Genomic DNA, 16,183 nt, shown 5'->3' with positions numbered 1-16,183 from the left:
AAATGCGCTACGACATCGTCATCATCGGGGGAGCCATCGTCGGATCCTCGGTCGCCTATTACCTGCACGAGGAAGGTTTTACCGGTTCCATCGCGCTGATCGAACGCGATCCGCAATTTTCCCATGCGGCGACGACGCTGTCCCTGGCCTCGATCCGCCAGCAATTCTCGATCCCTGAAAACATCCGCCTGTCGCAGTTCACGCTGAAACTGTTCCGGCGGCTCAAGGAAACCTTCGGCACCGATGCCGATATCGGTTTTCGCGAGGGCGGCTATCTTATCCTTGCCGGCGAGGCCGGCCTGCCGATCCTCAAGGCCAACCACGAGACGCAGGTCGCCGAGGGCGCCGATATCTCGCTCGAGGACGCCGAGCAGCTGGCGCGCCGCTTCCCATGGCTGTCGGTCGAAGGCATTTCCGCTGGCGCCTTTGGCCGCAGCGGCGAAGGCTGGTTCGACGCGCATGCGCTGCTGACGCTGTTCCGCAAGGCGCTGCGCGACAAGAAGATCGATTTCATCACGGCGTCGGTCACCGGCATCGCGCGCGAAGGCAACCGCGTCACCGGTGCAAGCCTCGACAATGGCGAGACTCTGGAAGCGGGCATTATCGTCAACGCCGCCGGCCCGAACGCCGGCAAGGTCGCGGCTTTTGCCGGGCTGGCGCTACCGGTCGAGCCGCGCAAGCGCAACGTCTTCGTCTTCGAGGCGCGCGAAAAATATGCCGACATGCCGCTGCTGGTCGATCCCTCCGGCATCTATGTGCGGCCGGAGGGCTCGGTCTACCTCACCGGCGGCGCCGAGCCGGAAGAAGGCGATCATGCGCCCGATCCGAAGGATTTCGAGGTCGAGTGGCCGCTGTTCGAAGAGGTGGTGTGGCCGGTTTTAGCCACCCGCATCCCGGCCTTCGAGGCGATCAAGCCGACGCGCGCCTGGGTCGGGCACTACGACTACAACACGCTCGACCAGAACGCGGTGATCGGGCCGCATCCGGAGGTCGAGAACTTCCTCTTCGCCAACGGCTTTTCCGGACACGGCCTGCAGCAGGCGCCGGCGGTCGGCAAATCGCTCGCCGAGCTCATCGTGCATGGCGCCTATCGCACGGTCGACTGCACGGCGTTCGGGTACAGCCGTGTGGCCGAGGGAAGGGCGTTCCGGGAATTGAATGTGATCTGAGGCAGCGCGCGCCTTCTCCGACACGAGGCGAGAAGATGAGGACTAGCCCTTCCGCCGCGTCTCGACATCGGTCTTGCCGACATACCAGTCGCGGGCGTTGACCTCCTCGAACACCACCCAGACATCGTCATTGCCGAGCCCGGTGGCCTCCATGATGGCCGAAGTCACCTTCCTGGCGATGTCAGCCTTCTTGCCGGCCGGATCGGCGGCGATCACTTCCTTGACGATGCGGATGTTGACGAATGGCATGAAGTCCTCCCCTTGGAATTTGGCTACGCAGCCGGGAGACTGTTTCGAAATTCGTTCCGGCGAGTCATATGGTGGTGGTTTCGAGAACCGGAGCGGAGCGGACATTTAGGTCCGTGAGCACCGGAAGCGCAGAAAACGCCAGCAGATGGCCGCAGGAGTAGAATTTCCAAACAGTCTCGCCTCAATAGGTTTTCGCCCCGTTGACCATCAGCCGCACCATGTAGAGCGAGGTGGTGCCGGCGATGTAGAGACAATTGAGCTTGTTGCCGCCGAACACGCAGTTCGCCGTCACTTCCGGCACCTTCACCTTGCCGATCAGCGTGCCGTCCGGGTCGTAGCAATGGATGCCGTCGGCGGCGCTGGTCCAGATGCGCCCGTCCGAATCGAGCCTGAAACCGTCGAACAGGCCGGCCGTGCAGTCGGCGAAGACCTTGCCGCCCGAAACCTTCTTGCCGTGCTTGCCGATAGTGAAGACCCGCATATGCGCCGGGTTCTTCTCGCCATGCGTGCGGCCGGTGTCGACGACATAGAGCAGGCTTTCGTCGAGCGAGAAGGCGAGCCCGTTCGGCCGCACCATATCGGTGATGACGGCCTCGACATCGCCCGTCTGCGGATCGACGCGATAGACGTTGCAGGCGCCGATTTCGCTTTCGGCCTTGTCGCCCTCATAGTCGGTATCGATGCCGTAGCTCGGATCGGTGAACCAGATCGAGCCGTCGGAGCGCACCACCGCGTCGTTGGGCGAGTTGAACCGCTTGCCTTTCCATTTGTCGGCGATGGTGGTGACCGAGCCGTCATGCTCGGTACGGCTGACGCGGCGGCCGGAATGCTCGCAGGTCACCAGCCGGCCTTGCCGGTCGACCGTGTTGCCGTTGGAATTGCCGGACGGCTGACGGAACACGCTGACGCTGCCGTCGGTCTCGTCATAGCGCATCATGCGGTTGTTCGGGATGTCGGACCAGACGACATAGCGGCCGGCGGCGAACCATGCCGGCCCTTCCGCCCACCGGCATCCGGTGAACAGCTTTTCCACCTGCGCGCTGCCGTTGAACAGGCGCGTGAAGCGCGGATCGAGAATCTCGTAATAGTCTGCGGCCGCCATGCATTCCTCCCGGCATCACGTGACGGGCGGATCAAGCCAGCCCGAAACCGATCTGGCAAGACGGGTTCCCCGCAATTTGTAAGACAAAACGGATGAGAATTACGTGAAGTCGGGCCGGCGCGGGCTCCGCGTGCGGCGCATGGGCCTGTTAGGCTTGGGTTAACCCGCTATGCGCTGGTTGCAATGGTGCATTGCAACATCTTTATTTTGCATTGCACAATCCCTATGTCATGCTGGCAATCGTCAGGGAGGAACAAACCGGCCGTGTGAATGCGGCATAGAAGGAACCCTGTCACCATGTTCGACAATCTCGTCTCCCGCGCCCGCGCCAGCATAGCCAAGCGCCGCCACTACAACCGCCTCGTCTCTGAAATCGAGAACCTGTCGAGCCGCGATCTCGCCGATCTGCGCGCCGACCGTTCTGAGATGCTCTACCAGATCCACAAGCAAATCTACGGCTGAGTGATCGGCCGCTGGGCGCTTTCCAGCGCCGCAGCGGTGCAGAACGTTCTGCGCTAACGATCGCGGTGCTCAAGCCGTCTTCTGGACGGTCGCGTTCTTCGATCAACATCACGGCATGGATTCCAGGGTCTGCGCCGCGTCGCTTCGCTCCTTGCTTCGCCTTGGAATGACGACGTAAGCAGGCTGCTTAACCCGGTGCCGCCAGCGCTTTCTCGATCTGCGGCAACAGCAGGTCTCGCGCCGACTCCGGCGTCAGCGGCCCGACATGCTTGTAGGCGATCTTGCCGTCCTTGCCGATGACGAAGGTCTCCGGCACGCCGTAGACGCCCCAGTCGATCGCCGCTCGGCCGGCCGGGTCGACGCCGATGGCCTGGTATGGATTGCCGAGATCGCCGAGGAAGCGGCGGGCATTTTCCGCCTGGTCCTTGTAGTTCAGCGCGGCAAGCGTGAAGCGCTTGTCCTGCGACAGGCCGAGCAGCACCGGATGCTCCTCGCGGCACGGCGCACACCATGACGCGAACACGTTGACCAGCGTCACCTTGCCGGCGAAGGATTTTGACTCGAGCCCCGGCAGGTTGACGCCTTCGAGCGGCGGCAGGGCCGTCTGCGGCGCCGGCAGCCCGATCAGGGCCGAGGGGATTTCCGAAGTGTCGCGGCCGGACAGGAGCTGCGAGAGAAACAATCCCGCCAGGCCCAAAAAAATCAGCAGCGGCAAGAGTACGAAGAGACGGCGCCGGGGCGCGGGCGTTTGGGTTTCGATGCTCATGGCTTCGTCGCTCCGGCCTTGTCGGAGCGCCGCCGCACGCCGGCCGCTTCCAGCGCCGCCAGCTCGCGCTTGCGCGCCCGCTGGTCGAGCAGGATCCAGCCGATCAGCCCGGCGAGCACGACGGCCGTGATGGCATAGGCGGCGGTGACGAACAGGGCGTGCGCGCTCATCCCGGCCGCTCCCCGGTCGCGTTCTCCACGCCTGTCATGCCAATCGTTCCGATCATGCCTTCCCTTACGCTTACACCGGGCGTCCCGCAATTTGCCGCGGTGCCGCAGTGAAGAGCGGTGCCGCAGTGAAGAAACGTCTTCGCCGCCCTAATCCGTCCCGTGCCGCAGCGCCAATGCCGCCGCCAAGGGACCGAGCACCGCAAGAAACAGCGTCAGCGCGGCGAGAATGAGGAAGGGCTGCAGGAACGGCGCCGGATCAGCCACCGCGCCATAGCTTGCCGAGACGCCGAAGATCAGCACCGGAATGGTCAAAGGCAGCACCAGTACCGAGATCAGCAGCCCGCCGCGCGGCAGAGCCACCGCGACCGCGGCGCCAGTGGCGCCGATGAAGGTGATGGCCGGCGTGCCGATGAGAAGCGTCAGCGCCGTGGCGCCGATGCCCAGCGGCTCCATGTTCATGAACAGGCCGAGCAAGGGTGCGGCGACCACCAGCGGCAGCACGCTGCCCGTCCAGTGCGCCAGGCATTTCACCAGCACGGTCAGCGCCAGCATGTGACGGTCGTTGTTGAGCACGAGCAGATCGAGCGAGCCGTCCTCGCGATCGGCCTGGAACAGCCGGTCGAGGCCGAGCAGGCAGGCAAGCAAAGCCGCGATCCACAGGATCGCCGGGCCGATGCGCGACAAAAGGTTGAGGTCGGGTCCGACGCCGAACGGGATGGTGACGATGACGGCGAGGAAGAAGATGACGCCGACCAGCGCCCCGCCGCCGGCGCGGATGGAAAGGCGGATATCGCGCAGGAAGAGGGCTAGCATAATTTGAGATGCCTGCGCCCAGGCCCCCCTCTCTGGCCTGCCCGTCCTTCGCAGCAGCTGCGCTGCAGCTTCGGAGGGTGAACCGGCCATCTCCCCCTCAAGGGGGGAGATTGGATGTCACCCCAGCCTTCGCCAATCTCCAGCGCGGCAAGGCCAGCGGGGCGCCTGAACCGCTGATCTCCCCCCTTGCGGGGGAGATGGCCGGCAGGCCAGAGGGGGGTGCTTCGCGCCGACATCAATCCCCCATCCTCAATCCCTTTGCCCCCACCAACCCCAGCGGCAGATGCGTCGCCGCCACCAAAATCCCTCCACCCTCTAGATGCCCCCGCATCAACCCCGCGAACCGCTCCTCCGAAGCCTTGTCCAGCCCCGCCGTCGGCTCGTCGAGCAGCCAGACCGGCCGGCGGCTGACCAGGAGCTTGGCGATCGAGGCGCGCCGCCTTTGCCCGGTCGACAGGTAGCCGAAGGGCAGGTGCCCAAGCCCGCCGAGCGCCACGGTCTCCAATGCCTCTTCCACGCCCAACCCCGGTTCGCCCTGGAACGCACGCCAGAAGCCTAGATTCTCCTCGACGCTGAGCGCCGTCTTCATCGCGTTGAGATGGCCGAGATAATGCGCGGCGGAGGCGACCGTCGGGAAAGCCTCGCCGCCGCCTTCGACGAGCACTTTGCCCCCGGCGGCAGGCAGCAGGCCGGCGACGATCCTCAGCAGCGTCGATTTGCCCGAGCCGTTCGGCCCGGTAACGATGAGCGCCTCGCCCTTTTCGAGCGCGAAGCCGATGTTGGAAAAAACCGTCTCGCCGCCGCGCTCGCCGCCCAGATTTTCGGCGATCAGCCGCATTCTTTGCCCGTCCCGAAAGCACCGTTTCGCGGCCGCCGCCGCATCGCACAAATTTGCTTTTCGACTGTCTAGAACTATTCCAGGAAATTCTCTATATGCGGTGCATCCGTGCCAGCGGTCGGCGCGGGAACAGAATTAGCGCCGAACCAGCGCACGCGCCGCCTTGAACGGCTCGGGTTGCTTGGGAGCGGACAGCGGAAATGGCCGTACCCGCACCTTTGCGCGTGATTGCATGCCATCGGCGTCCGTTCCCTTTCAGGCTGAACAGACAAGGACGGATCGCACGTGTCAAAATCCCTCGACAGCTTCAATTGCCGCCGCACCCTGACCGCGGGTGGCGCCGACTATGTCTATTTCGATCTCGTCGAGGCCGAGAAGAACGGCCTCACCGACATCGCCCAGCTGCCCTATTCGATGAAGGTGCTGCTGGAGAACCTGCTCCGCAACGAAGACGGCCGCTCCGTCACCAAGGACAGCATCCAGGCGGTCGCCGCCTGGCTGAACGACAAGGGCACCGCCGGCGTCGAGATCGCCTATCGCCCCGCCCGCGTGCTGATGCAGGATTTCACCGGCGTTCCCGCCGTTGTCGATCTGGCCGCCATGCGCGACGGCATCAAGGCGCTCGGCGGCGATCCGGAAAAGATCAATCCGCTGGTGCCGGTCGACCTCGTCATCGATCATTCGGTCATCGTCGACGAGTTCGGCACGCCGCTGGCCTTCGCCCGCAACGTCGAGCTGGAATATGAGCGCAACGAGGAGCGCTACAAATTCCTGAAATGGGGCCAGCAGGCCTTCCGCAACTTCCGCGTCGTGCCGCCCGGCACCGGCATCTGCCACCAGGTCAATCTCGAATATCTTGGGCAGGTGGTGTGGACCAACTCGGAAGACGGTGAGACCACGGCCTATCCCGACACCTGCGTCGGCACCGATTCGCACACCACCATGATCAACGGCCTCGGCGTGCTCGGCTGGGGCGTCGGCGGCATCGAGGCCGAGGCCGCCATGCTCGGCCAGCCGGTTTCCATGCTTCTGCCTGAGGTCATCGGCTTCCGCCTGACCGGCAAGCTCAAGGAAGGCGTCACCGCCACCGACCTCGTACTCACCGTCACCCAGATGCTGCGCAAGAAGGGCGTCGTCGGCAAGTTTGTCGAGTTCTTCGGCCCCGGCCTCTCCAACATGACGCTGGCCGACCGCGCCACCATCGGCAACATGGCGCCGGAATACGGCGCCACCTGCGGCTTCTTCCCGGTCGACTCGGAGACCATCCGTTATCTGACGATGTCCGGCCGCGAAGAGAACCGCATCGCTTTGGTCGAAGCCTATTCGAAGGCGCAAGGCCTGTGGCGCGACACCGGCTCGGCCGATCCGGTCTTCACCGACCTGCTCGAGCTCGACCTCGGCGATGTCGTGCCGTCGATGGCCGGTCCGAAGCGGCCTGAGGGCCGCGTTGCGCTGGAAGGCATTCCCGCCGGCTTCGCCAAGGCGATGGAGACCGAATACAAGAAGGCCGCCGAGATTTCGAAGCGCTATGCCGTCGAAGGCGCCGGCTACGATCTCGGCCATGGCGACGTCGTCATCGCTGCCATCACCTCCTGCACCAACACCTCCAACCCGAGCGTCCTGATCGGCGCCGGCCTCCTGGCCCGCAACGCCAACCGGCTCGGCCTGAAGCAGAAGCCGTGGGTGAAAACCTCGCTTGCCCCCGGCAGCCAGGTGGTGGCCGAATATCTCGAGAAGTCGGGCCTGCAGAAGGAACTCGACCAGATCGGCTTCAACCTTGTCGGCTTCGGCTGCACCACCTGCATTGGCAATTCCGGCCCGCTGCCGGCGCCAATCTCCAAGACGATCAACGATAAAGGCCTGATCGCCGCCGCGGTTCTCTCCGGCAACCGCAACTTCGAAGGCCGCGTCTCTCCGGACGTGCAGGCGAACTACCTCGCCTCGCCGCCGCTGGTGGTGGCGCACGCGCTGGCCGGCACGGTGACCAGGGACCTGACCACCGAGCCGCTCGGCGAGGGCAGCGACGGCAAGCCGGTCTATCTCAAAGACATCTGGCCGACCACGGTCGAGATCCAGGAGTTCATCGAGAAGAACGTCACCCGCGAGCTGTTCGCCCGCAAATATGCCGACGTCTTCAAGGGCGACGCCTATTGGCAGAAGGTCAAGGCGCCGGAAGGCCAGACCTATGCCTGGGACGACAACTCGACCTATGTGCAGAACCCGCCCTATTTCGCCGGCATGGCGCGCTCCTTCGCCAAGATCGGCGACATCAAGGGCGCGCGCGTGCTCGGCCTGTTCGGCGACAAGATCACCACCGACCACATCTCGCCGGCGGGTTCGATCAAGGCCGCCTCGCCGGCCGGCAAATATCTCACCGAGCACGGCGTCGGCGTGGCTGATTTCAACCAGTACGGCACGCGTCGCGGCAATCATGAGGTGATGATGCGCGGCACTTTCGCCAACATCCGCATCCGCAACCACATGCTCGGCGAGAACGGCCGCGAGGGCGGCTACACGATCCACTATCCCTCGAAGGAGGAGATGTCGATCTACGACGCGGCGATGGAATACAAGCAAGAAGGCGTGCCGCTGGTCATCTTCGCCGGCGTCGAATACGGCAACGGCTCATCGCGCGACTGGGCGGCCAAGGGAACGAACCTGCTTGGGGTCCGAGCGGTCATCGCCCAGTCCTTCGAACGTATCCATCGCTCGAACCTGGTCGGCATGGGCGTCATCCCCTTCGTCTTCGAGGACGGCACCTCATGGGCTTCGCTGAACCTCAAGGGCGACGAACTGGTCGAGATCGACGGGCTGGAGGCGATCAAGCCGCGCCAGAAGATGGTCGCCAAGGTCACCTATGGCGACGGCACGGTGAAGAACGTGCCGATCATCTGCCGCATCGATACGCTGGACGAGCTCGACTACTTCAAGAACGGCGGCATTTTGCAGTACGTGCTGCGTGATCTGGCTGCTTAAGGGCAGGCATTAGGGATTAGGCAGTAGGCATAGGGGCCAGGAAACGACATCTCTACTGCCTACTGCCTACTGCCTACTGCCTACTGCCTACTGCCTTAATCTTCGGCTTCCCGAACCGCGCCGTCGCCGCCAGCAGCACGGCGAGCATCAGCCCGTTGAAGACGTGCCAGAGGAAATGCGTGCCGTGCGGGAAGCTGGCGCAGACCAGCGGGTCGACCATGCGGCAGATGACCGAGACGACGAAGATCGCCGAGCCGGTCAGATTATACCATCCGGCCCGGTTGCCGGTTGCTGCCACCCACGCGCCGAAGAAGGCGAGCGCCAGGAAAGGCGGCAGATAGTTCGTCGTGCCGTTCGAGGCCTGGCGCAGCCAGTCGGGTACGGCGAAGGTAATCAGCCCTGCAACGACGTAGAAGGCGACGAAGACGAGGGTCGCCTTGCCCCATTCCATGCCGAGGAAACGGCGCAGGTTGAGCAGCGTGTAGGCAAGCGTGAAACCGGCGATCGGCAGGATGTCGGTCCAGATCGCGCCTTTGGTGGCGAAGGTGTGGAACAGGGTCGAGCCGATGCCGATCGCCACCACCCACCAGGCCAGCGCTTCGGCGAAGCTGCCGGTTTTGTAGCGCCGCACCTGCCAGACGCCCCATAGTCCCGCGGCAATGAACGCCAGGTTGCTCAAAGCATTAGCCGGTTCTGCCCAAAGTCCAGGTCCGGTCCGTTCGCAATAGAGATCGACCGGGGTCAGGAGAGTTTGCCACATGGTGAGGATGCTGCTCCCGAATCGAACCGCGCCGTGAAATGCAATGGCCTCTCCTATTGCGGCCTTAGCTGCGGTTGCAACAGCAAAATTTCACCGCAACGTGACTTCCCGTTGACTGTCGCTTCTGCCACATATTTTAGCAATCAGAACAAGGCCGGCGTCACCGGCGGGAATTGGAAAAGTCATGGCATTTCAAGGACGATTGCGGCTTGCGGCGCTGGCGCTGGCCCTTGCGGCGTTGGGCGGCGTGGCCCAGGCAGCCGAGCCTGATAAGGCCGTGACCGACAAGCCGCAGGCCGACACGGCGCAAAGCGATAAGCCTTTGGGCGTGGTCGAACTGTTCACCAGCCAAGGCTGCAGTTCCTGTCCGCCGGCCGACGAATTCTTCGCCGAGCTCGCCGGCAAGGACGACATCATCGCGCTCGCTTACCACGTCAATTACTGGGACTATCTCGGCTGGCAGGATACGCTGAGCACCAAGGAAAACACCGAGCGGCAGTACGACTACATGCGCGCCTTCGGCAGCCGCTCGGTCTACACGCCGCAAGCCGTCATCAATGGCCGCAGCCATGTCAACGGCGCCAGCCGCAAGGACGTCGACGGTGCCCTGGCCCGGATGGACAGGATCGGCGAAGGCATGCGGGTCGGCATCAAGGTGAGCCGCACCAGCGACCGCGTCATGATCGATGCGGGCGACGCCGGCAACGGTCCGGACGACGCCCATGTGGTGATCGTCTATTTCAATCCGCCGCAGATGGTGAAGATCGGCCAGGGCGAGAACAGCGGCCGCAGCCTGACCTACTGGAACGCCGTCTCCGACATCCAGACCGCCGGCATGTGGCACGGCAAGGCGCAGCGCTACGAATTGCCGATGAGCGAGATCGCCAAGAAGGGCGGCTGCGCCGTGCTGCTGCAGTCGGTCGGCAAGGACGGCATGCCCGGACCGATCCTCGGCGCCGCCTTCATCCGCAAGCCGGACCGGCTTTAGCTTCCCCCTCCTTGTGAGAGAAGGGAGAGCGGTGCGCCAATTGACTCTTCTACCAAACCGCGTAAAAGCCCGCTTCGAACGGGATCGTCTTTCGATGCGCGGCCTTTTGATGGCTCTTCTTGCATTCGATGCCCCCAGCCACAATGTAAAGCATTGGGCTGGGCGCTTGGACGCGTCCGTCCGTTCGAGCAAATCCCCATTCTTGGCCAAGAAAACCGGCAAAACCACCACCAAAACGGTGTGATTCCCTTGGCCTAACCACCCTCTCCCGGGTCCGGCCCGGGGGACGAAACCCGCATGAGGCCGGCGGGTTTTCTCCAACAACCAAGCGGAGAGGGACAGGAGATATCAGATGAGTTTCAAGGTTGCGGTAGTCGGCGCCACCGGCAATGTGGGCCGCGAAATGCTCAACATACTGGAAGAGCGCGGCTTTCCGGTAAGCGAAGTGGTGGCACTGGCCTCGCGGCGCAGCCAGGGCACCGAAGTGTCGTTCGGCGATCGTACGCTGAAGGTCAAGACGCTCGACCAATATGATTTTTCCGACACCGACATCTGCATCATGTCGGCAGGCGGCAACGTCTCCAAGGAATGGTCGCCGAAGATCGGCAAGCAGGGCTGCGTCGTCATCGATAATTCGTCGGCCTTCCGCTACGACCAGGATGTGCCGCTGATCGTGCCGGAGGTGAACCCGGACGCGATTTCGCTGTTCACCCGCAAGAACATCATCGCCAATCCGAACTGCTCGACGGCGCAGCTGGTGGTGGCGCTGAAGCCGCTGCACGATTTCGCCACCATCAAGCGCGTCGTCGTCGCCACCTACCAGTCGGTGTCCGGCGCCGGCAAGGAAGGCATGGACGAGCTCTTTACCCAGACCCGGGCGGTCTTCGTCGCCGACCAGGTCGACGTCAAGAAGTTCACCAAGCGCATCGCCTTCAACGTCATCCCGCATATCGACGTCTTCCTCGACGACGGCTTCACCAAGGAAGAGTGGAAGATGGTGGCCGAGACCAAGAAGATGCTCGACCCCAAGATCAAGCTGACGGCGACCTGCGTGCGCGTGCCGGTGTTCATCGGCCATTCGGAAGCGGTCAACATCGAGTTCGAGAAGCCGATCACGGCGGATGAGGCGCGCGACATCCTGCGAGAGGCGCCGGGCTGCCAGGTGCTCGATAAGCGCGAGGATGGCGGCTACATCACGCCGCTCGAATCGGCCGGCGAGGACGCCACCTTCATCTCGCGCATCCGCGAGGATTCGACCATCGACAACGGCCTGTCGATGTGGGTCGTCTCCGACAATCTGCGCAAGGGCGCGGCACTGAACGCCGTGCAGATCGCCGAGCTCCTGGTCGAGCGCGGCCTGATCCAGCCGAAGATGAAGGCGGCCTGACGGCTGTTCTTTCTTTCGCTCACGGGCCGCACCGCCGCTGCGCGGCTGGCCCTCCGCGAGGGCGCCGGATGACCGGCGGCCCGCAGTCGCGGGCTCGGCCTTCGGCCGGATGGTTCTCGCTCACGGGTCGTATCGCCGCTGCCGCGGCTGGCCCTGCGCGGGCGCGCCGGACGACCGGCGGCCCGCGGTCGCGGGCTTATCGCGCCCTTTCCTTCTCCCCTTGTGGGAGAAGGTGGATCGGCGCGATAGCGCCGAGACGGATGAGGGGTGCTCCAGCGGAGTGAGACGTCGGCTTTTCCTGGAACACCCCTCATCCGTCGCCTTCGGCGACACCTTCTCCCTCAAGGGGAGAAGGGAAGTTCCCGCTTTCCGCCACCAGATCGCGCAATATGGTGAGCGCTTCCTCGGCCCGGTCGGCCGGCACGAACAGATGATCATGGTAGAAGGCCGAGACCGGATTGACGCCCATGCCGGCTGCCGCCAGGCGAGCCGTGATGGCGGCCATGAAGCCGACGGCCTCCAGCGACGAATGGATGTCGAGCGTGATCATCCGGCAGCGGAACGTGCCGGCGAGGCCGGCGGCTTTCGCCTCGTCTTCCGTCACGATCAGCGTCAGGCCTTCCCGCTCGCGAAACTGCATGACGGGATCAAGCTTCGCCGGGACCGGCGTATCCGGCGCCAGCGTGGCGAAGACATAGGTTCCGGCAAGCAGTTGCGGCGTCATCGACGCGAGCAGTCTTGGCAGGTCGGTCTCGCCAGTCATCTTGCCTCGTTCCGCTCCACTACCCTGCGAACCGCGCCTTTGAAAGAAGCGTGCCGGACCCTGTAGGATCGCTGCGTGGTTCTCCGTCCTTGGTTTGAAGCTGGCAAAAGCCAGCCCTTTAATCAACTGGAGGGAACGTCCATGAGTATTTCAGAAGCCGTGCCTGCCTCGAAAGGCGCCTTGTGGGCCGGGCGCGTGCTCAGCGCCGTCGTCGTCTTGTTCTAAGGGAGGAGAAAAGATGCTCACCACCATTCTCATCATCATCGTCATTATCGTCGCCGCCGTACTGATCTATGCCGCGACAAGGCCGAACGACTTCGTCGTCACCCGCTCGGCCAGCATCAAGGCGCCGGCCGAAGCGATCTTCCCGCTGATCAACGATTTCAGGCGCTGGCCCGAGTGGTCGCCCTTCGAAAAGCTCGATCCGCAGATGAAGCGCACGCTTTCCGGCGCCGAGAGCGGCAAGGGCGCGGCCTATGCCTGGGAAGGCAATTCCAAGGCCGGCAAGGGCCGCATGGAGATAACCAATTCGGCGCCATCGTCGCTGGTGTCGCTGAAGCTCGACTTCGAGAAGCCGTTCAGGGCCAACAACAGCGTCGATTTCTCGCTCTCGCCGTCCGGCAACGGCACGACGGTGACCTGGGCAATGCGCGGCGCCAGGCCCTTCATCGCCAAGCTGATGGGCTTGTTCATGAATTTCGATACGCTGATCGGCAAGGATTTCGAGGCTGGGCTCGACAATCTGAAGCGCGCCACCGAGCGGTAGAAAAACCCAGTGGTTTCAATGAGATCGCGGAGTGCCGGCGCAACCCGCGCCGGCATAGCTGTCGCCAATCTTCATCCTCTTCGGGATCAAATTAGCCGTTTGAGAGTTTAGACGATGGCGGCGAGGACGGCGATCCGCGTGAGAGAGGAACCACAATGAAGAAAGCGATGGTCATTCTGGTGTTGGCGACGGCGCTCGGCGCGTGCTCGCAAACGGAAAAAGGTGCGGCGGTTGGCGGCCTTGGCGGCGCGGCGGTTGGCGCGGCGGTCGCAAACGACCCGGTTCAGGGCGCTGTCGTCGGCGGCGCCGTCGGCGCGGTGGCCGGCGCGCTGATCGGGCGCGCCAGCGAAAGCGGCCAGTGCCGCTATCGCGACCGCTACGGGCGCGTTTATGTGGCGCGCTGCCCGTCCGGCTACTGAGGCAAGGCAACAGGCCGGCCAAAGAAAAACGGCGGGCACATGGCCCGCCGTTTGCGTATGCGAAAAGGACGATGATTACTCGGCGGTAGCGGCTTCAGCCTCAGCCGGTGCGGCGGTCGCCGCGGCGGCAGCGGCCGCCGCGTCTTCCTGGGCCTTCTTCAGCAGCGCGGCGCGTTCCTGCGCCTTCTTGCCAGGCAGGGCCTTGTTCGGGTTCGAGCGGGCGTCGCGCTTGACGAGGCCCGCCTCGTCGAGGAAGCGAAGCACGCGGTCGGTCGGCTGGGCGCCATGCGACAGCCAGTGCTTGACGCGGTCGGCATCGACCTTGACGCGCTCGCCGTCCTTCGGCAGCAGCGGGTTCCACGAGCCGAGCGACTCGATGAAACGGCCGTCGCGCGGCGAACGGGCGTCGGCAACGACGACGTGATAGTAAGGACGCTTCTTCGAGCCCGCACGGGCCAGTCTGATCTTCAGTGCCATTGTTTTCTCCTAAAAGCTCTGATTTGGTTTGATTGCTGTTGGTTGGACTTCAACCGGTTTTCGTCACGCCGTTGTTGGCGGCGATCTGTTCGTGGTGACGGATCACTTCGCGGACGACGAAGTTGAGGAATTTCTCCGCGAAATCGGGATCGAGGTTCGCATCCTTCGCCAGTTGGCGAAGCCGGGCGATCTGCTGCTGCTCGCGCGCCGGGTCGGCCGGCGGCAGGCCGTGCTCGGCCTTCAGAACGCCGACCGCCTTGGTGCAGCGGAAGCGTTCGGCCAGCATATGGATGAGGGCGGCGTCGATGTTGTCGATCGAAGCGCGGTAGCCAGCCAGGATGGCGCGTGCGTCGGCCATGTCTTTCTCCTCGTTCATCGCCCCCTCTTTTCTTCGTGCCCATCATTTCTTCTTGCCCAAACCGGGCAGCCCGCCGCCGCCCAGGCCAGGAAGCTTCATGCCGCCGGGCAGGCCCGGCAGTCCGCCGCCACCGGGCAAGCCGCCCGGCAGGCCCTTGCCCAGACCGGCGGCCTGCGCCTGCTTCTGCAAGGCCTCGAGCTGCTTGGGATCCATCTTGGAGAGGTCAGGCATGCCACCGCCCATCATACCGCCAGGGCCTCCCGGCATCATGCCGCCAAGGCCCATCTTCGAGGCGAGGCCGCCCATCATGCCGCGCATGAGGCCGCCGCCTTTGCCCTTGCCGCCCATCGCCTTCATCATGTCGGCCATGCCGCGATGCATCTTGAGCAGCTTGTTGATCTCGGCCGCGTCGGTGCCGGAGCCGGCGGCGATGCGCTTCTTGCGCGAGTGCTTGAGGATGTCGGGATTGGCGCGCTCGGCCTTGGTCATCGAGGAGATGATGGCGAGCTGGCGGCCGAACATCTTGTCGTCGAGGCCGGCGGCGGCAAGCTGGTCCTTCATCTTGCCCATGCCGGGCATCATGCCCATGATGCCGCCCATGCCGCCCATTTTCGACATCTGCTGAAGCTGCTGGGCGAGGTCGTTCAGATCGAACTTGCCCGACTGCATCTTCTTGGCCATCGCCGCCGCCTGCTCGGCGTCGATGTTCTCGGCGGCCTTCTCGACCAGCGAGACGATGTCGCCCATTCCCAGGATGCGGTCGGCGATGCGCTTGGGATGGAATTCCTCCAACCCGTCCATCTTTTCGCCGGTGCCGATGAGCTTGATCGGCTTGCCGGTGACGGCGCGCATCGAAAGTGCGGCACCGCCGCGGCCGTCGCCATCCATGCGGGTGAGCACAAGGCCGGTGATGCCGACGCGTTCGTCGAAGCTCTTGGCAAGGTTCACCGCGTCCTGGCCGGTCAGCGAGTCGGCGACCAGCAGGATCTCGTGCGGCGACGACACCTTCTTGATGTCGGCCATCTCGACCATCAGCGGCTCGTCGATATGGGTGCGGCCGGCGGTGTCGAGGATGAGGACGTCATGGCCGCCGAGCCTGGCCGCCTGGACGGCGCGCTTGGCGATGTCGACCGGGCTCTGGCCGGCAATGATCGGCAGCGTCGCCACCTTGGTCTGCTCGCCGAGCTGGCGCAGCTGCTCTTGCGCGGCGGGACGCCGCGTGTCGAGCGAGGCCATCAGGACCTTCTTGTTCTGGCGCTCGGTCAGGCGCTTGGCGATCTTGGCCGAGGTCGTCGTCTTGCCGGAGCCCTGCAGGCCGACCATCATGACGACGACGGGCGCCGGCGCGTTGAGGTCGATGGCCACACCCTCGGCGCCGAGCATGTCGACGAGCTCGTCATGGACGATCTTGACGACCATCTGTCCGGGCTTGATCGACTTGAGCACTGCCGCGCCGACCGCCTTCTCGCGCACCTTGTCGGTGAAGGAGCGAACCACCTCCAGCGCGACGTCTGCCTCGAGCAGCGCGCGGCGCACCTCGCGCAAAGCCGCCGAGACATCCGCCTCGGACAGCGCGCCGCGGCCAGTCAGGCCGTTCAGGATGGAGCCAAGACGCTCCTGAAGGGATTCAAACATTCTGCTTCCTTCGATCTCGGTTCGTTCGACCCGAGAGGTAATGCGTTCGCGCCAAGTGTCCAAGCAAAAGCCGGTCCAAGCAAAA

Annotated in this window: 18 protein-coding genes; 7 read left to right on the top strand and 11 right to left on the bottom strand. The window is 64.2% G+C overall.

The window, feature by feature from the left end; all coding sequences use genetic code 11:
* The first annotated feature begins 2 nt into the window (after positions 1 to 2).
* Positions 3 to 1,169, top strand: coding sequence for an NAD(P)/FAD-dependent oxidoreductase (locus AC0L2L_RS11120; protein WP_473578280.1), 1,167 nt, complete (start codon positions 3 to 5; stop codon positions 1,167 to 1,169).
* Positions 1,170 to 1,211: 42 nt separating this feature from the next.
* Here the strand turns inward: AC0L2L_RS11120 and AC0L2L_RS11115 are convergent, their stop codons facing one another.
* Together AC0L2L_RS11115 and AC0L2L_RS11110 are read right to left on the bottom strand one after the other, a co-directional pair.
* Positions 1,212 to 1,418, bottom strand: a complete 207-nt coding sequence (locus AC0L2L_RS11115) for a tautomerase family protein (protein ID WP_149791579.1) — start codon at positions 1,416 to 1,418, stop codon at positions 1,212 to 1,214.
* A 181-nt stretch (positions 1,419 to 1,599) separates the two neighbouring features.
* Positions 1,600 to 2,520 (bottom strand): SMP-30/gluconolactonase/LRE family protein, encoded by a 921-nt coding sequence (locus AC0L2L_RS11110; protein ID WP_473578279.1) that lies wholly within the window; start codon positions 2,518 to 2,520, stop codon positions 1,600 to 1,602.
* 297 nt (positions 2,521 to 2,817) lie between these two features.
* Here AC0L2L_RS11110 and AC0L2L_RS11105 point away from each other — a divergent pair, with 297 nt between their 5' ends.
* Positions 2,818 to 2,982 carry a hypothetical protein gene (locus AC0L2L_RS11105; protein ID WP_473578277.1) on the top strand — a complete coding sequence of 55 codons (165 nt, stop codon included), beginning with the start codon at positions 2,818 to 2,820 and terminating at the stop codon, positions 2,980 to 2,982.
* Between the two features lie 187 nt (positions 2,983 to 3,169).
* Here AC0L2L_RS11105 and AC0L2L_RS11100 read toward each other — a convergent pair whose 3' ends face one another.
* The 4 genes from AC0L2L_RS11100 to ccmA all read right to left on the bottom strand — a co-directional run bounded on the left by AC0L2L_RS11100 (position 3,170) and on the right by ccmA (position 5,569).
* On the bottom strand, positions 3,170 to 3,748 hold the full coding sequence (locus AC0L2L_RS11100; protein WP_473578275.1) for a DsbE family thiol:disulfide interchange protein: 579 nt from the start codon (positions 3,746 to 3,748) through the stop codon (positions 3,170 to 3,172).
* Entirely contained in the window at positions 3,745 to 3,918 is a 174-nt protein-coding gene (ccmD, locus tag AC0L2L_RS11095) for a heme exporter protein CcmD (protein ID WP_473578273.1), read from the bottom strand. The genes AC0L2L_RS11100 and ccmD overlap by 4 nt, the downstream gene beginning before the upstream one ends.
* A gap of 147 nt (positions 3,919 to 4,065) precedes the next feature.
* The gene (gene ccmB / locus AC0L2L_RS11090) at positions 4,066 to 4,731 is read right to left on the bottom strand and encodes a heme exporter protein CcmB (RefSeq protein WP_473578271.1); all 666 of its coding nucleotides are present in this window, start codon (positions 4,729 to 4,731) and stop codon (positions 4,066 to 4,068) included.
* 235 nt (positions 4,732 to 4,966) lie between these two features.
* The gene (gene ccmA, locus AC0L2L_RS11085) at positions 4,967 to 5,569 is read right to left on the bottom strand and encodes a heme ABC exporter ATP-binding protein CcmA (RefSeq protein WP_473578270.1); all 603 of its coding nucleotides are present in this window, start codon (positions 5,567 to 5,569) and stop codon (positions 4,967 to 4,969) included.
* A gap of 285 nt (positions 5,570 to 5,854) precedes the next feature.
* Between ccmA and acnA the strand changes: the two genes are divergently transcribed.
* Positions 5,855 to 8,545 (top strand): aconitate hydratase AcnA, encoded by a 2,691-nt coding sequence (gene acnA / locus AC0L2L_RS11080; protein WP_473578269.1) that lies wholly within the window; start codon positions 5,855 to 5,857, stop codon positions 8,543 to 8,545.
* Between the two features lie 73 nt (positions 8,546 to 8,618).
* On the opposite strand, the gene AC0L2L_RS11075 is transcribed toward acnA, so the two are convergent.
* Complete coding sequence (locus AC0L2L_RS11075) at positions 8,619 to 9,305, bottom strand: ceramidase domain-containing protein (RefSeq protein ID WP_473578268.1); 687 nt, start codon at positions 9,303 to 9,305, stop codon at positions 8,619 to 8,621.
* 184 nt (positions 9,306 to 9,489) lie between these two features.
* Between AC0L2L_RS11075 and AC0L2L_RS11070 the strand changes: the two genes are divergently transcribed.
* Both AC0L2L_RS11070 and AC0L2L_RS11065 read left to right on the top strand, forming a co-directional pair.
* The gene (locus AC0L2L_RS11070) at positions 9,490 to 10,293 is read left to right on the top strand and encodes a DUF1223 domain-containing protein (RefSeq protein WP_473578267.1); all 804 of its coding nucleotides are present in this window, start codon (positions 9,490 to 9,492) and stop codon (positions 10,291 to 10,293) included.
* A 352-nt stretch (positions 10,294 to 10,645) separates the two neighbouring features.
* Positions 10,646 to 11,680 carry an aspartate-semialdehyde dehydrogenase gene (locus AC0L2L_RS11065; RefSeq protein ID WP_473578266.1) on the top strand — a complete coding sequence of 345 codons (1,035 nt, stop codon included), beginning with the start codon at positions 10,646 to 10,648 and terminating at the stop codon, positions 11,678 to 11,680.
* A 310-nt stretch (positions 11,681 to 11,990) separates the two neighbouring features.
* Here AC0L2L_RS11065 and AC0L2L_RS11060 read toward each other — a convergent pair whose 3' ends face one another.
* On the bottom strand, positions 11,991 to 12,443 hold the full coding sequence (locus tag AC0L2L_RS11060) for an ACT domain-containing protein (protein WP_473578265.1): 453 nt from the start codon (positions 12,441 to 12,443) through the stop codon (positions 11,991 to 11,993).
* Positions 12,444 to 12,681: 238 nt separating this feature from the next.
* Here AC0L2L_RS11060 and AC0L2L_RS11055 point away from each other — a divergent pair, with 238 nt between their 5' ends.
* Positions 12,682 to 13,209 carry an SRPBCC family protein gene (locus AC0L2L_RS11055; RefSeq protein WP_473578264.1) on the top strand — a complete coding sequence of 176 codons (528 nt, stop codon included), beginning with the start codon at positions 12,682 to 12,684 and terminating at the stop codon, positions 13,207 to 13,209.
* A gap of 155 nt (positions 13,210 to 13,364) precedes the next feature.
* On the top strand, positions 13,365 to 13,628 hold the full coding sequence (locus tag AC0L2L_RS11050) for a YMGG-like glycine zipper-containing protein (protein WP_473578263.1): 264 nt from the start codon (positions 13,365 to 13,367) through the stop codon (positions 13,626 to 13,628).
* A 75-nt stretch (positions 13,629 to 13,703) separates the two neighbouring features.
* On the opposite strand, the gene rpsP is transcribed toward AC0L2L_RS11050, so the two are convergent.
* The 3 genes from rpsP to ffh are packed head-to-tail and all read right to left on the bottom strand — an operon-like array spanning position 13,704 to position 16,098.
* Positions 13,704 to 14,105, bottom strand: coding sequence for a 30S ribosomal protein S16 (rpsP, locus tag AC0L2L_RS11045; RefSeq protein WP_473578261.1), 402 nt, complete (start codon positions 14,103 to 14,105; stop codon positions 13,704 to 13,706).
* A 49-nt stretch (positions 14,106 to 14,154) separates the two neighbouring features.
* Positions 14,155 to 14,481, bottom strand: coding sequence for a chorismate mutase (locus AC0L2L_RS11040; RefSeq protein WP_027169688.1), 327 nt, complete (start codon positions 14,479 to 14,481; stop codon positions 14,155 to 14,157).
* Positions 14,482 to 14,505: 24 nt separating this feature from the next.
* Positions 14,506 to 16,098, bottom strand: a complete 1,593-nt coding sequence (gene ffh, locus AC0L2L_RS11035; RefSeq protein ID WP_473578260.1) for a signal recognition particle protein — start codon at positions 16,096 to 16,098, stop codon at positions 14,506 to 14,508.
* Positions 16,099 to 16,183 lie beyond the last annotated feature (85 nt).

The sequence above is a fragment of the Mesorhizobium sp. WSM4832 genome (assembly GCF_055811115.1).
This window is presented reverse-complemented; position numbering and strand designations above follow the sequence as displayed.